The organism is Neorhizobium sp. SOG26 (genome assembly GCF_003491345.1).
Classification (GTDB): Bacteria; Pseudomonadota; Alphaproteobacteria; order Rhizobiales; family Rhizobiaceae; genus Neorhizobium; species Neorhizobium turbinariae.
On the sequence record NZ_CP025513.1, the window covers coordinates 148149 to 162255 of the forward strand.

At 59.5% G+C, this 14107-nt stretch carries 14 protein-coding genes; 5 read left to right on the forward strand and 9 right to left on the reverse strand.

The window, feature by feature from the left end:
• Positions 1-9: 9 nt before the first annotated feature.
• From CYG48_RS17320 to CYG48_RS17330, 3 genes are read right to left on the reverse strand one after another with little or no spacing between them, the layout of a single operon-like run.
• Positions 10-930, reverse strand: a complete 921-nt coding sequence (locus CYG48_RS17320; RefSeq protein ID WP_118851839.1) for an ABC transporter permease — start codon at positions 928-930, stop codon at positions 10-12.
• A 17-nt stretch (positions 931-947) separates the two neighbouring features.
• Positions 948-2441 carry an ABC transporter substrate-binding protein gene (locus CYG48_RS17325; protein WP_118851840.1) on the reverse strand — a complete coding sequence of 498 codons (1494 nt, stop codon included), beginning with the start codon at positions 2439-2441 and terminating at the stop codon, positions 948-950.
• 44 nt (positions 2442-2485) lie between these two features.
• Positions 2486-3418 (reverse strand): polysaccharide deacetylase family protein, encoded by a 933-nt coding sequence (locus CYG48_RS17330; protein WP_118851841.1) that lies wholly within the window; start codon positions 3416-3418, stop codon positions 2486-2488.
• 105 nt (positions 3419-3523) lie between these two features.
• On the opposite strand from CYG48_RS17330, the gene CYG48_RS17335 reads away from it, so the two are divergent.
• Together CYG48_RS17335 and CYG48_RS17340 are read left to right on the forward strand one after the other, a co-directional pair.
• On the forward strand, positions 3524-4342 hold the full coding sequence (locus CYG48_RS17335) for an IclR family transcriptional regulator (RefSeq protein WP_118851842.1): 819 nt from the start codon (positions 3524-3526) through the stop codon (positions 4340-4342).
• Positions 4343-4546: 204 nt separating this feature from the next.
• The gene (locus CYG48_RS17340; RefSeq protein WP_118851843.1) at positions 4547-5047 is read left to right on the forward strand and encodes a CopD family protein; all 501 of its coding nucleotides are present in this window, start codon (positions 4547-4549) and stop codon (positions 5045-5047) included.
• Here the strand turns inward: CYG48_RS17340 and CYG48_RS17345 are convergent.
• Positions 5025-5525: a DUF2231 domain-containing protein gene (locus tag CYG48_RS17345; protein WP_118851844.1), complete on the reverse strand. Its 501-nt coding sequence runs from the start codon at positions 5523-5525 to the stop codon at positions 5025-5027. The genes CYG48_RS17340 and CYG48_RS17345 overlap by 23 nt on opposite strands.
• Positions 5526-5555: 30 nt before the next feature.
• Here CYG48_RS17345 and coxB point away from each other — a divergent pair, with 30 nt between their 5' ends.
• From coxB to CYG48_RS17360, 3 genes are read left to right on the forward strand one after another with little or no spacing between them, the layout of a single operon-like run.
• A complete protein-coding gene (gene coxB / locus CYG48_RS17350; RefSeq protein ID WP_245450578.1) occupies positions 5556-6254 on the forward strand; it encodes a cytochrome c oxidase subunit II in 699 nt (232 codons plus the stop codon).
• Positions 6251-8764 carry a cytochrome c oxidase subunit I gene (ctaD, locus tag CYG48_RS17355; protein WP_118851845.1) on the forward strand — a complete coding sequence of 838 codons (2514 nt, stop codon included), beginning with the start codon at positions 6251-6253 and terminating at the stop codon, positions 8762-8764. Before coxB ends, ctaD begins: the two co-directional genes overlap by 4 nt.
• The gene (locus tag CYG48_RS17360) at positions 8761-9117 is read left to right on the forward strand and encodes a hypothetical protein (protein WP_118851846.1); all 357 of its coding nucleotides are present in this window, start codon (positions 8761-8763) and stop codon (positions 9115-9117) included. The genes ctaD and CYG48_RS17360 overlap by 4 nt, the downstream gene beginning before the upstream one ends.
• Before the next feature lie 32 nt (positions 9118-9149).
• Here CYG48_RS17360 and CYG48_RS17365 read toward each other — a convergent pair whose 3' ends face one another.
• The 5 genes from CYG48_RS17365 to CYG48_RS17385 all read right to left on the reverse strand — a co-directional run bounded on the left by CYG48_RS17365 (position 9150) and on the right by CYG48_RS17385 (position 14043).
• Entirely contained in the window at positions 9150-10337 is a 1188-nt protein-coding gene (locus CYG48_RS17365; RefSeq protein WP_118851847.1) for a M20 aminoacylase family protein, read from the reverse strand.
• A 65-nt stretch (positions 10338-10402) separates the two neighbouring features.
• Positions 10403-11197 (reverse strand): amino acid ABC transporter ATP-binding protein, encoded by a 795-nt coding sequence (locus CYG48_RS17370; RefSeq protein WP_305778824.1) that lies wholly within the window; start codon positions 11195-11197, stop codon positions 10403-10405.
• Positions 11194-12120, reverse strand: a complete 927-nt coding sequence (locus CYG48_RS17375; RefSeq protein ID WP_118851848.1) for an amino acid ABC transporter permease — start codon at positions 12118-12120, stop codon at positions 11194-11196. Before CYG48_RS17375 ends, CYG48_RS17370 begins: the two co-directional genes overlap by 4 nt.
• Complete coding sequence (locus tag CYG48_RS17380; RefSeq protein WP_118851849.1) at positions 12117-13016, reverse strand: ABC transporter substrate-binding protein; 900 nt, start codon at positions 13014-13016, stop codon at positions 12117-12119. The genes CYG48_RS17375 and CYG48_RS17380 overlap by 4 nt, the downstream gene beginning before the upstream one ends.
• Positions 13017-13071: 55 nt before the next feature.
• Complete coding sequence (locus CYG48_RS17385) at positions 13072-14043, reverse strand: nitrate ABC transporter substrate-binding protein (RefSeq protein ID WP_118851850.1); 972 nt, start codon at positions 14041-14043, stop codon at positions 13072-13074.
• Between the last annotated feature and the right edge of the window lie 64 nt (positions 14044-14107).

Here is a 14107-nt window from a genome sequence, read left to right on the forward strand (position 1 = left end):
ATGTAATCCTTATCTGACCAAGCGGATCCGCGGATCGACAACCACGTACACGAGGTCGGCGAGCACGCTGGTCAGCACGTAAACGAATGAAATAAGCAGCACGATTACCTGAACCACCAGGAAGTCGCGCGCCTGAATTGACTGGATGGCCAGCTGCCCAATGCCGGGCCAGGCAAAGACAGTCTCGATGATCACGGCGCCGGCTAGAAGATTGCCGATTTCGAGCGCGGCGATGGTGATGACGGGTATCGACGCGTTTCGCAGCACATGGCGGAAAACGGTCTCGCCAAGAGACAATCCCCGTGCAAGACCCGCCCGCACGTAGTCCTTGCTGAGTTCATCGATGATGGCGATGCGCGTCATACGGGCGAAGGTCGACATGGACAGTGCACCGAGCGCAATGGACGGCATGATCATCGCGCGAAACTCACCAGCTCCGGAGGTTGGCAGCCAGCGCAAGGTAACGCCGAAGATAAAGATCAGCAGGATGGCGGAGAGGAATGTCGGCACGCTCTGACCGGTCACCACGACTGCAGCAAGAAACCGCTCGATGGCGCTGCCGCGCATCGTGGCCATGATGATGCCGGCAGGGATTCCGACACCGATTGCCACGACGAGTGCCCCCGCCGCTAGCTGGACAGTGTAGGGGATGCGCGACGCCACGATGTCGAATGCTGGAACACGCTGGACAACGGACATGCCGAAGTCCAGTTGCGCCAGGCCATAGAGATAGTCGAGATACTGGACCCAGATCGGACGATCGAACCCTAGCTGGCGGCGCAACTCGGCTATCATTTCGGCCGAAGCATCCTGGGGGACCAGAAGCAAGGTCGGATCCCCCGAGAGATGCATGACAACAAACACGATCGTGAGCACGCCAAAGATTGCAATGACTGCCTGTATCAATCTCTGGACAGTGTAGTTCAACACGATCGCGCCCTCGTTATTTACTGCTGCCAGCTCATGTCCATGACGAACATCGCTTCATTGGCCGTTGGCTGCCACTGCAGGTTCTTCGATACGCCGTAAAGTGCATAAACCTGGTAGAGGCCGAGACCTGGGACATCTTCACGCAGGATTTCGTAAGCCTGTGCGTAGAGCTCCTTGCGCTTCTGTTCATCAAGGATGATGCGAGCTTCGTCCACCAGAGCGTCGTACTTCTCGTTCTTGTACTTCGCCCAGATGCTGCCGCTGCGGAACAGCGGGAAGATGATGCCGTCCGCGTCCTGGCAAGCGCAAGACCAGGCGCCGAATGCCATGCCACCGGCATTTTCTGCATCACCTTGGCGACGCTTCAGGAAGGTCGCCTGATCGCTCGACGAGATTGTCACGTTTAGCCCGACCTCGTTGACCATCTGCTGGATGGCTTCCACCAGCGCACGCGGATATGAGGGCGAGGTTAGGAACTCAACCGTTGCACCTTCTGCGCCGGCTTCCTTGATGAGTTGGGCGGCCTTTTCCGGATCAAAGGGATAACCCTCAACGGCATCCGTATACCCGAAGATCGGTTCGGCACCGACGACGTTGACCGGTTTGCCGTAACCTTCAAGCAGGGCGTCCACGAGACCCTGCTTGTCGATCGCATAAGCGATCGCCTGCCGCACGCGCACATCCTTGGTCGGGCCAGCCTCGGCATTGATATAAAGATAACCAACGCGTTCGGTCTCGCCTGCAAGGAGCTTCGTGTTGCTGTCGCTCTCAATGGCCGATGCCTGATCCGGGGGCACCTCGCGAATGAGGTCGGCCTTGCCGGTCTTCAGGTCAGCGATACGCGTCGAAACGTCCGGGACGGCTCGGAACACGACCTTCTTGAAGGGCGGATTGCCGCGCCAGTACTTGTCATTGGCCTCCAACTCGGTTTGGATACCCTTCTTCCACTCAACCATCTTGTAGGGGCCGCTGCCCATGGGCTTGAGGTTGAAGTCCTGGTCACCGACTTTCTCGACATAGGACTTGGGCACGATCGACAGCTTCACGAGCTGGGCAAGCAGTGCGGGATAAGGAGACTTGGTCGTCACTTTGACCGTGGTCGGATCCACGACCTCTGCCTTCTCGATCTGGTCGAACTGCGACAGCTGCGGGCTCTTCAGAGCCGGATCAATAATGCGGTTCATTGAGAACGCTACGTCTTCGGCCGTCAGCTTGGAGCCATCCTGGAAGGTAACGTCATCCCGGATCTTGAAGATGATGGTCTTGTCGCCGTCATACTTCCATTCGGTCGCGATCTGCGGGACGATCTTGCCCGACGTGTCGCGGGTCAGGAGATTGTCGAAGATGTTGCGGTACACCGTGTAGCTGTCGGTGTTCCATTGCAGATGCGGATCGAGCGTCGCCGCGTCGTTCGGCAGATCAATCGTCAGTGTTTCCTTTGTCTGGGCAAAGGCCGCAGAGGCCATCAGGCCTAGAACGACGGCTGCAACAGTGGCTAGCTTGAGTTTCATTGTTTCACCCTCTTGTTGTTCATTATTCCCTCATGAATTCGGTGTCAGGCAGCCGGTGCGGCCGTCACCAGGCCGCACTCCTGTGCGCAGTATTGTGCAAGCTCTGCATGGGTGCAGAACCAGACGCTGCCCTTCGATTGAGCAAGCCGTATGATCTCCTCGAGAATAAAGATGCGCGAGCGATGTCCCACATGGTGTGGATGCAGCGTGACCTGGAACAGGCCGCCCTCCTCCCAGGCATGCTCCAGTTCCCGCTGCAGGATATCGAGGACCATGGCAGGGCCGCCATATGGGCGTGCACCGGCCATTCTATCCATCGCTACATAAGGCGCGTCGTCCCGAATCCACTCCACAGGAATTTCCACGATACCCGTCGGCTGGCCGTCCTCGAGCAGTTCGTAGGGTTCGTCGTCGGCCATCAGCGAGGAATCGTAAAGCAGCCTCATCTCCCGTGCGATCCCCAACGTGTAGGGGCTAAAATCCCAGGATGCGGTGCGCATGCCGACCGGACGGACGCCTGAAATCTTCTCCAGCATATCCGCAGCCCGAAATGCCAGATCCCGCTCCGTGGCATGATCGAGCCGCGAGTTGAACTCGTGGATCCAGCTGTGCATTCCAAGTTCGTGGCCGCCCGCTATAACCGCCTTGACCTCTTCCGGATTGATCATCGCCGAGACCGCTGGCATGAAGAAGGACGCGGGCACGCAATACTTCTCGAGGAGCGCCAAGATCCGCGGCGTCCCGCGGCGCGCACCATACTGCCCTTGGCTCAAGCGGCTGATGGATATGCCGCCATTCCTCAGCTCGAAAGTTTCGTGATCACTGTCGAACGAGACCGCCACCGCCATTCGAGCCCCGTTCTTCCAGGAAGCCGGCTTGAGGCAGCGCCCAGCTCGTGCTTTGAGGAGCTTCTCACGCCAGGTTTCCTCTGCCCATGTCCAGGGTTGGTTCTGATCGTGCTCTTGGGTAACGCTCATCCGTAACCTTCGTCCTCTGGAGCTTCGCGATGCGGCCTATTGCCTCTGCTTCAAAATCGTTACATGTCCAACAATTAGCCAGCAAGCGAGGTATTGTTCACATCCATGAACTCAGAAGTGAAGAGCGCCGGACGCATCCTTGACCTCCTCGACTACCTCTCGCGTCGGCGCGAACCGGTAACGTTATCTCAGATCATCCGAGACCTCGGTTTTCCTAAATCCAGCACTCACGGCTTGTTGCAGACGCTCGCGGCGCGGGGCCACCTCATGCAGGACATCTACGGTCGCTATATCCTGATTGAATCGAGCCACGGCTTCCCCTTTCGGCAGCATGAAGAGCCGCTTGTCATCACGGCGCGCCCATTCATGGAGCGGTTGCGCGACCAGTCTGGAGAGACGGTGCTTCTTTCGACAATGAATGCTCGCTGCGAAATCAGACGGCTGGCCAAATGCGTGAGCAACGAACCAATCCGCTATGACGTGAACATGGACGCGGCTATTGTTCCCTACTGCACGGCCACCGGCCGCTTGTTGCTCGCCCACGCACACCCGGACGTGCTCGAGGACTATTTTTCGCGAGTGCAGCTTCTGACCTATACGCGCTACACCGTCTGCGACCGTGAGCAGTTGCGGCGATTGTTGGTCAAAGTTCGCCAAGATGGCTATGCGCTGAACGATCAGGAATTCGTTACCGGATCCACCGGAATCGCCGCGCCCGTGCGGGATCGCGAAGGGAATGTGGTGGCAGCGCTGAATCTGGGCACGCTGACGTCTCGCTTTTCTGAACGCCGTGAGCTGCTGATCCTGATGGTCCGCAGCTTTGCACACGACATCAGCCGTGCCTTTGGCTTCCAGGCAACGACTGGGGGGCGCATGGCGGACGAAGGAAAGCCACCCAACCGAATGAAGGACCCGCGGGCTTAGGGCTCAATGCAACGGTATCACTCACAGCTTGTTGTGCACCCGAATACTGGCTCCGACAGCGCTCCGCCCTAGATGGACATTCGCAACAGGGGGGAACCGACAGCCGATGCCATATTCAGGTTTGCTCACAACACGCACGGTGCGAAACGGCTCGAACGCAACAGACACTAGGGCATTCCCGAATAGCATGAGCGGGAACCCGGCGTGATCCTGGCGCTGAAGGTCATACATATCGCAGCCATTGCCATTTGGGCGGGTGGTATCGTCAGCCTTCCGGGCCTTTACGTCCAACGCGCGCACGTCCAGGATAAGGAGTCCCTGTATCGCCTGCAGATGATGGTGCGGTTCGCATATGTCTCCATTATTTCTCCGGCAGCCTTCCTTGCAGTCATCAGCGGCACACTGCTGATCTTCGGAAGAGAAACCTTCGCCGGCTGGTTCTCCATCAAGCTCTTTTTCGTGGGGCTCCTGGCCATCCTCCATGTCCTCACAGGCCTCATCATCATCCGCCTGTTCCGGGAGGGCGAGATCTATCCCGTCTGGCGCTTCATCGTAGCGACCATCATCACCTGCGCCGTCATCCTCGTCATTTTGCTGGTTGTTCTGGCAAAGCCGTCGATCGACATCGCCATTCCCGCCGCGCTCATGGAACCGGGCGGCCTGCGGCGCCTCGTCCAGGGCCTCAGTCCCTGGACGATACCATGAGGCCGATGCCATGATCGAAGATCAGCTTGCCGCCATGCCATCCGGCCATTCCGGTGATAACCGCGGCCATCGCCGACACGAGCAGGCCGTGGGGCAACACATCGGCGGCATCCGTGACCCTCATTCCCCAGTTGAGGCCGCAAATCGCGATCAAGGTGACTGCAGCAATGGCATGAGCCCAGCTGGCCACCCTTTCACGGATGCCCGCAACGGCCAGCAGTTCGGCTGTGCCCACCGCGCCGGCCGCCAGTCCCAGAAAGAAGGCGCCGCCGGAAGACCATACACCTGCCCGCAGCCAGAATGGGTCGGCAGACCACCAGTAGAAGACGTCAACGCCCAGTGTGACGAAGACGAGCGCGATCGGAAAATGCACGGTCATGGCATGAAGGGGATGACCGGCGACAGCCACCGCGGAACTGGCATCTTTCTCCTCGATCTTGGAGATCACCGGATTGGCGCTGTCGCTCGTCTGTACCATTGCGTCGCTCCTCTTTCGCGAACAATACCGGTGCCGCGCCGCTTGTTCCCGAAATTCACCGGCATGGGCAGCCTCGGTATAGTTGCCGGCTGCAGCGGCGACCTTTCGGCTCTGGACCCTGCTGGTCCTTCGGCCGCTTCCATCGCCACTTTATGGTGGGTGATGCTTGCGGCCGCAGCCGTCCTGTTCCTGCTGGTCGTCGGGCTGTTCCTGACAACCGTCTTCGTCCCCCATTTCGGCCGACGCGTGACACAGGGTCAATGGATCATCTATGGCGGGATTGCGCTTCCGCTACCCCTGCTGGCCCTCCTCACCTTCTTTGCCTTCTGGCAGGGCGAGTATCTGCTTCGCGGAGCAGGTCCGCCGCCCGATGATATCTACCGTGTTGAGGCGCATGGCACGATGTGGTCGTGGCAGTTCTCCTATCCAGACGCACCGGGGAAAGCGCCGACGCAAGACGTGCTGCATGTTCCGGCAGCGCGCACGGTCGAAATTGCCGTCACAAGCGGCGATGTCATCCACAGCTTCTGGATCCCCCGTTTGGGCGGCAAGATAGATGCTGTACCGGGACACGTTAACTACCTGAGGCTTCGCGCAGATCACCCCGGACGATACGGCGGGGTCTGCTCGGAGTACTGCGGCACAGGGCATGCCGGCATGCGTTTCGAGGTGGAGGCGTTCGAAGATGCCGCTTCTGCAGCGGAGTCTGAAAGCAAGGAGCGGAAATGACCGAGCGTCACGAGCAAAAGCTGTCTCCGGTGGCGCTCCACCACGCTCTTGAGGAGGTGTGGGGCACCAAACCGGGTTGGCGAAGGCTGGCGACGATCAACCACAATGTCGTCGGCAAGCGCTTCATGCTGACGGCGCTGATCTTCTTCGCGATCGGCGGTTTGTTGGCGATGCTGATCCGGGTGCAACTTGCCTCGTCGGAAAGCGTGTTCATGGATGCGGACCAGTACGCCCAGGTCTTCACCATGCACGGTTCCATCATGATGTTCCTGTTTGCCATACCCTTCTTCGAAGGGCTGACGATCTATCTGCTGCCTAAGCTTCTCGGAACGCGTGACCTCGCCTTCCCCCGCATGTCCGCCTATGGTTACTGGTGTTATCTTTTTGGTGGGTCCATCCTCATCGCCGCATTGGTCGGCGGCGTCGCGCCCGATAGCGGCTGGTTCATGTACACGCCGCTTTCCTCCTCGACCTATGCGCCCGGCATCAACTCCGACGTCTGGCTGCTCGGCATCACCTTCGTTGAAATTTCCGCTCTGTCCGCCGCGATCGAGATCATCGTGACGATCCTGAAGTTGAGAGCCGCAGGCATGTCCCTGGACAGGATGCCGATCTTCGCGTGGTACATGCTGGTGGTCGCGACGATGATGCTGGTCGGCTTTCCGCCGCTCATCCTTGGCTCCATTCTGCTCGAACTCGAGCGCGCCTTCGACCTTCCCTTTTTTGATCCAACACACGGCGGCGATCCGCTTTTGTGGCAACATCTTTTCTGGCTGTTCGGCCATCCGGAAGTCTACATCATATTCCTGCCCGCGGCGGGGGCGATATCCACGATCCTGCCGGTCTTTGCCAGCACACCGTTGGCGGGCTACCGCATCATCGTTGCCGCGCTTGTTTCCATGGCCTTCCTCTCGTTCGGGCTCTGGGTCCACCACATGTACACGACCGGCATTCCGCATGTGGCGCTGTCGTTCTTTTCAGCGGCAAGCGCGCTGGTGGCGGTGCCGACCGCAATCCAAATCTTCGCCTGGCTCGCGACCATCAGCCATGGAAGGCCGCGGTTCAGCATCCCGATGCTGCACATCTTCGGCTTCTTCTTCGTCTTCGTCATTGGTGGTCTGACGGGGGTAATGCTGGCCATGGTCCCATTCGACTGGCAGGCCCACGACACCCATTTCGTCGTCGCGCATCTCCACTATGTCCTGGTCGGCGGCTTCGTATTCCCGATGATGGCTGCCGCATACTATTGGCTGCCTCACATCACCGGGCGACAGCCGGTCCAGCACCTGTCGCAAGCCGCGTTCTGGATGATCTTCATCGGGTTCAACGTGACCTTCTTCATGATGCACCTGACTGGGTTGCGCGGCATGCCGCGGCGAGTCTTCGAATATCCCAGGGAGTCGGGATGGGAGACGCTGAACTTCATCTCCTCCCTGGGAAGTTTCGTGATGGCGATGGGTTTTGCCTTGCTGGCGCTGGACTTCATCCTGCTCTTCCGGTTCGGGCGGCGATATCATCGCAACCCGTGGAAAGCTGGAACACTCGAATGGGCAATGCCGACACCTCCAGCGTCCTACAATTTCGCTTCCCTGCCATCCGTCGACCGGCGCGCAGATCAGCTCGACCCAAATATGCTGGGCGCGCAACTTGCTGCGGGCGAAGGATATCTTGGATTTCTTCGCGATGACCGCATGGAACTCCTCGCGGTTAATATCGTCTCGGGCGAACCGGAGCATGTGGTTCGCTTCCCCCGCCAAAGCTACCTTCCGCTTCTGACCGCGGTTGCGACTGGCGGCGTCTTTGGCTCGCTGTTGCTGAAACTTTACTGGCTGACGCCACTTGCGTTCATCGCCGTTGTTCTTCTCTTCCTGTGCTGGACACCCGACACCGGTGAAAAACGTGACATGCATAGCCTGCCAATCGGCAACCACGTGGAAGTTCCGCCGCATCTCGAAGCCGAACGACCTCCGTCCTGGTGGGCCATGATACTTGCGATCGTGGCAGATGCGACAAGCTACATCTCGCTACTCTTCGGTGGGCTTTTTCTTTGGGTTTCGGCACCGAACTGGCCACCCGCCGTCACTGTCGAGATTGCCATTGCGCCTTGCGTGGTCATCGCCGTTTTGTTGATGCTGTCCGCGCTGTGCTCTCATAGGGCAACTCCGGCAGGACAACATGCTTCCCGCTACCTGCTGATTTGCGCGCTTACCCAGGCAGCCAGCACGGTTGGGTTTGTCTGGCTTTCGCTGACTAGCGTTCCGGACCCCAGCCAGCACGCAGTGGCGGCCACCGTCTTCATTGTCTTCGTTTATGCCGGGCTTCATTGTGGCCTAAGCGCGGTCTTGGGTGGCTATGGCCTATGGCGCATCCGCAACGGCTATGTCTCTGCACGGCGGAACCTTGATCTGCGCATCTCGAATCTCTGGCAGGAATATTCGACGATAATCGGCGGCGCGTCACTCGTGTTTCCTGCCCTTCTTGCGAGCCTTGCCAACGGATCAGCACCATGACTGTCCCGCCGCTCATCGCACTGATCGCCAGCTTTGCCCTGTGGAGCCTGATCTTCATCCTGTTCTACGCCGCACAGGCAACAGGGTGTCATCTCGTAGGCGGCGACAATGCAATGCGCATGTCCGACCCGTACATTCTGCGTGGCGTGCTGAGCCTTTGCGTTGCTGTCGCGTCGGTGGCGATGTTGCTGCTGTTCCTGAAAAGCCTACGACTGCGCCGGCAGCAACCACAGCAGGCGGAAACAACCTCCAGCTTTTTCAGCGAACTCGCTACCTATGTCTGGGCCGCGGCACTCTTCGCGACACCGTTCTGCTTCGGCGGTGTCGCGTGGCTGACCCTTTGCGGGACCTGAATCCTTAGGGTTTGGTCGTCTGGGCGAGCGCCTTAAACTTCGTCCAGATAACGCTCCGCCAACCTCGCCCACATCGCTGCACCCGTGGTCAGGCTGCCGTCGTTGAAGTCGTACTTCGAGGAATGAAGAATGGCGGAGTCCGTACCGTTGCCGAGACGGAGGAAGCTGCCGGGACGGTGGTGGAGGAAATAGGCAAAGTCTTCGCTGCCCGGCAAGGGTGGGCAAGTCGAGACATTGTCCGAGCCTACAAGCTCTTCGGCCACCTGACGTGCAAAGGCGGTCTCAGTCTCTGAGTTCATCACGACCGGATAACCGTACTCGTATTCGATTTCTGCGGTCGCGCCATGACCCTCGGCAACGCTGTGCGTCAGCTTGCGGATGCGTTCTTCCAGAAGCGTAGCGACAACCGGATGGAAATAGCGAACGCTCATCGAGATCTTCGCGGTGTTCGGGATGACGTTCGAGGCTTCGCCCGCATGGATCGTGCTGACCGTCACGACCGCGGTTTGGGTCGGGTCGACGTTGCGGGAGACGATCGACTGCAGCGTCATGACCAGATTACAAGCAACGAGGACGGGGTCCACCGTCAGGTGCGGCCGAGAAGCGTGGCCACCCTTGCCGGTGATGGTGATGCGAACGGTGTTGCCACCCGCCATGATGGCGCCCGGACGCGTCAGGATCGCACCCGCCGGCATTCCCGGATGATTGTGCAAGCCGAAGATCGCATCGATCGGGAAGCGCTCGAACAGACCGTCAGCGATCATTTTCTGCGCTCCGCTCTCGTTTCCGGCCTCCTCGGCCGGCTGGAAGATTAAGGTCACGGTGCCGTTGAACCGCCGCGTACGCGCCAGGTATTCCGCCGCGCCCAGGAGCATGGTCGTATGGCCGTCGTGGCCGCAGGCGTGCATCTTGCCCGCGAAGGTGCTCGCATAGGCGACGCCCGTCTCTTCCATGATGGGCAGTGCATCCATGTCGGCTCGGATGCCGATGCTCTTGGTGCCGGTGCCGTTCTTCAGCGTCGCGACGACCCCGTGGCCACCAACATTACGGGTGACCTGGTATCCCCAGCTCTCAAGCCTGTCTGCCACGAAACGGGCCGTTTCAACTTCCTCGAAGGAGAGTTCCGGATGGCTGTGCAGATGCTGGCGCGTGGCCTTCAGCTCTGCCTCCATCGTATCGAAGTCGGAGACGCGGGCGTAGAGATTGTCTTGAGCAGGCATAGATTGTCCAGACTTGATCCAAATGCATGAAGCCACGGCCATGCAGCCGTGGCGGCTCGGCAGAACTACAGGAAGCGCGACAGGAAGGCCTGGGTGCGAGGATGCTGCGGGTTTCCGATCACGTCCTCCGGGCGTCCCTGTTCAACAATGACCCCACCGTCCATGAACACGACACGGTCGGCCGCCTCCTTTGCGAAACCGATCTCGTGGGTGACGACGATCATCGTCAGGCCCTGTTTGGCCAGATCCTTCATCGTCGCCAGCACTTCGCCAACGAGCTCCGGATCCAGCGCAGAGGTCGGTTCATCAAACAGCATCAACTTCGGCTTGATTGCCAGCGCACGCGCGATTGCGACGCGTTGCTGCTGACCGCCGGAAAGCTGGCGCGGATAGCTGTTTTCCTTCTCGGAAAGGCCAACGCGCTTGAGCAGCTGGCGGGCGTTCTCGATCGCGTCCCTGCGGCTTTCGCCATGCACCCCGACCGGCGCTTCAATGATGTTCTGCAGCACAGTCATGTGCGGGTAGAGATTGAACTGCTGGAACACCATACCGATCTTGCGGCGCTGGCGGGCGATACCGTTCGGCGTCAGCTTCTGCAGCTTGTCATTCTTCACCCGGTAGCCGATCTGCTCGCCGTCCACCTCGATGAAGCCCTTCTGGATCGCTTCTAGGTGGTTGATGCAGCGCAGGAAGGTCGATTTACCGGAACCCGACGGGCCCAGGATGACGACGACCTCGCCCGGAGCGACGTCGAGGTCGATGCCTTTCAGCACCTCAAGTTGGTCGAAGGACTTGTGGACGTTGCGTGCCTGCACAAGCGGCCTGGTGCCCACAGCACTTTGATTGAGAGCGCCGGTCAATGGCTCGCCTCCTCGGTAGTGGCAGCAGTCTTGGCAGCACCGGCATTGCGGCGATCGCTGCGACCGTAATAGGCCTCTATATAGCTCTGCCCGACGTTCAGGACCGAAGTGATGAGCAGGTACCAGATGACGGCGACCATCAGCATCGGGATGATCTCGAACGTCCGGTTGTAGATCGACTGCACGGAGTAAAGCAGGTCGGCCATGGCGATGACGCTGACGAGCGAAGTTGCCTTGATCATGCTGATGAGCTGATTGCCTGTCGGCGGCACGATGGACCGCATTGCCTGCGGAATGATGATCCGGCGCAGCGCGCGGCCCTTGGTCATGCCAAAAGCCTCAGCGGTTTCAGCCTGGCCGCGCTCGACCGAAAGCAGTCCGCCCCGGATGATCTCGGCCATGTACGCTGCTTCGTTGAGCGCGAGGCCGACGATGGCTGCGGTCATCGGTGTAATGACGGAATTGGTATCCCAGCTCGCCAGCGTGGGGCCGAACGGGATTGCGATCGACAGCTGCGGAAACAGCGTCGACATATTGTACCAGAAGATCAACTGGACAAGCAGCGGCGTGCCGCGGAAGAACCAGATGAACAGAGACGCAAAACCACTTGCCAGCCTGTCGTTCGACATGCGCATGATGGCAATGACGAGGCCAAGCGCGACACCCAGGATCATTGCGACGACGGTCAGGCCAAGGCTGACGTAGAGGCCGCTCAGCACGATCGGGTCAAAGAAATACTGAGCGACAACCGGCCAGCCGAAATTCTCGTTCTTGGCAACGATCCAGCCGAAATCGACAACTACAATCGCCACGATCAGCCAGAGTGCGAGGCGTCCAAACGGGAACGGCGCATGCGCCGTCGCTACGTCGCGGAACTCCGTAGCCCCCGAGGGGGCTACGCGTGGTGTGGCGTTTGAGCTCATTTCGGCAACTGCCCGCCGAGGTTGATGCCCGGGCTCTCCAGCATGTTGTTCTCAAGACCCCACTTCTTCATGATCTCGGCATAGGTGCCGTTTTCCATCAGAATCTTGATGCCGTCCAGAAGGACGGGGCCGAGCGGCGAACCCTTCGGCACAACGGCACCTTGGTAGAGGTTGTCAAAACCGTTCTTTTCGCCAACGCCGGTCAATTCCAGCTGCCCATTTGCCTGCGAAACGAAGTAGGTCAGCGGGGCCTGCGAGGAGAAAAATGCATCTGCGCGCTTGGAGCGTACCGCGAGGATCGATGCAGGCTGGTCGGTGTATGACTGCACGACGATGGCATCCTTGCCATCTGCCTTGCACTTTTCCGCCTGGGCCTGGATGACACGCTCCGCAGAGCCGCCGGCCATGACGGCGATGGTGTTGCCACAAGCAGTATCGAGCGAGGTGATGCCCTTCGGGTTACCCTTCTGCACGGCGAAAACCACGAATTCCTGAACCCAGTCGACGAAATCGTTGGCTTCTTCGCGGCTCTTGAAGTCGCCGATCGGGCCAAAGGCAAACTGGTAGCGGTTGGAGTTCACACCCGCCAGCAGAGCTGGCAGACCGCCAACCGTCGCATGGTCGATCTTCACACCCAGGACCTGTCCAAGCGCGTCCGTAAGGTCGGCGCTGGCCCCGGTCATCTCGGTGCCGGTCACGATTTCATAAGGAGGGAAAGAGCCGTTGTTGACGGAGGTCATCTTTCCGGCTGCCTTGATCTCCTCCGGCAGGCGATCATGCAGTTCCTTCACCATTTCAAGCTTGGCGGCTTCCTGCGCGCCAGCACTAATTGGGAGCACGACGCTAGCAAGAGCGGCGCCAACCAATGCGAGGGTTTTCAGTTTCGTGTGCGACATTTTCATTCCCTTTGTTATACCGAATTCTAGGCTTCAGCGCCGGGCGGACTCACATCTATCCGATCCGGCTTCCGTCAGTGTCGTAGGCAAAAAGCTCTTCCGGCGTCATATGACGCTTCATGATGCCCTGGACATGGAGTTCCCTGGCGAAATCATCGATCATCTTGCGGTTCACCGTGAAGCCGCTTGCATCCCAACCCTTCGGCAGGTCGCGGGCTGTCTTCAGCACCTCGTCAAACATCCACGGCGTGGTCTCGGCATATTTGCGGCGCTTCTCGGTCCACATCTTCTGTGACTCATCGATCAGGTGATTGAGCTCGGCGATCACCCATGGATGAGCCGCGACAATGTCTGACTTGATGCCGATGAGGTGCATCCCCGGCACATAGCCAACATCATTGAAGTAACGCTGCTCCTCGCCCCGGAAGTCTGCCAGAACCTGCCGGAATGGGGAACCGGGCTCAAAGTAGCCGTTCGGCATGAACGGCGTGAAGATGGCATCCAGTTGCCCCTCCCGAAGGAGGTCCACCATCGGGCGCTCGCCGGGGCAAGCCTCGATCAGGCCGGGCTGGCCAAAACCATCGAGGCGATCGGTGATGGGATGGGCTTCAGTGAGGCGACCGGCAAACCACCTCGCGTCCTTCACCTCGACACCTTCGCGACGAATGGCAGCGCGAGTCCAGGTGTTGCCGCTATCGCGCCATCCGGTAACGCCGATGCGTTTCCCCTTGAGCTGGCCCAGCGTGGTGATGTCGCTGTCGACCATTGTCATGATGCAGCGATGGCGAAACCCGCGCATGATGAAATTGGGAATGCCGACGACGCTCTCGTCGCCATCATGACGCATCTGCGTGTAGCGGCTGAAGGACATTTCGGCCGCTTGGTAGTCGGGGTCCGTCCCGAGATGCGAGATCAGCGTGCCAACGCGATCCACCTCCACCTCGAGCTTGTCCGACGTGACGTCGCCCAGCACGAGCGGCGTCATGTAGTCCCAGTCACGCAGTGCAATCTTCAGGCGCAATTTCATCAGTCACTCTTCACAACAGGCTTGTTATCCGGAGGATAGAATGTTCAACTCTTCCTGATCAAAT

Excerpts from the sequence above, each read along its gene's own strand:
- CYG48_RS17385 (WP_118851850.1), bottom strand. The coding sequence starts at position 14,043 with ATGAAATTGCGCCTGAAGATTGCACTGCGTGACTGGGACTACATGACG.
- CYG48_RS17375 (WP_118851848.1), bottom strand. The coding sequence starts at position 12,120 with ATGAGCTCAAACGCCACACCACGCGTAGCCCCCTCGGGGGCTACGGAG.
- CYG48_RS17325 (WP_118851840.1), bottom strand. The coding sequence starts at position 2,441 with ATGAAACTCAAGCTAGCCACTGTTGCAGCCGTCGTTCTAGGCCTGATG.
- CYG48_RS17365 (WP_118851847.1), bottom strand. The coding sequence starts at position 10,337 with ATGCCTGCTCAAGACAATCTCTACGCCCGCGTCTCCGACTTCGATACG.
- CYG48_RS17360 (WP_118851846.1), top strand. The coding sequence starts at position 8,761 with ATGACTGTCCCGCCGCTCATCGCACTGATCGCCAGCTTTGCCCTGTGG.
- ctaD (WP_118851845.1), top strand. The coding sequence starts at position 6,251 with ATGACCGAGCGTCACGAGCAAAAGCTGTCTCCGGTGGCGCTCCACCAC.
- CYG48_RS17345 (WP_118851844.1), bottom strand. The coding sequence starts at position 5,525 with ATGGTACAGACGAGCGACAGCGCCAATCCGGTGATCTCCAAGATCGAG.
- CYG48_RS17380 (WP_118851849.1), bottom strand. The coding sequence starts at position 13,016 with ATGTCGCACACGAAACTGAAAACCCTCGCATTGGTTGGCGCCGCTCTT.
- CYG48_RS17335 (WP_118851842.1), top strand. The coding sequence starts at position 3,524 with ATGAACTCAGAAGTGAAGAGCGCCGGACGCATCCTTGACCTCCTCGAC.
- CYG48_RS17330 (WP_118851841.1), bottom strand. The coding sequence starts at position 3,418 with ATGAGCGTTACCCAAGAGCACGATCAGAACCAACCCTGGACATGGGCA.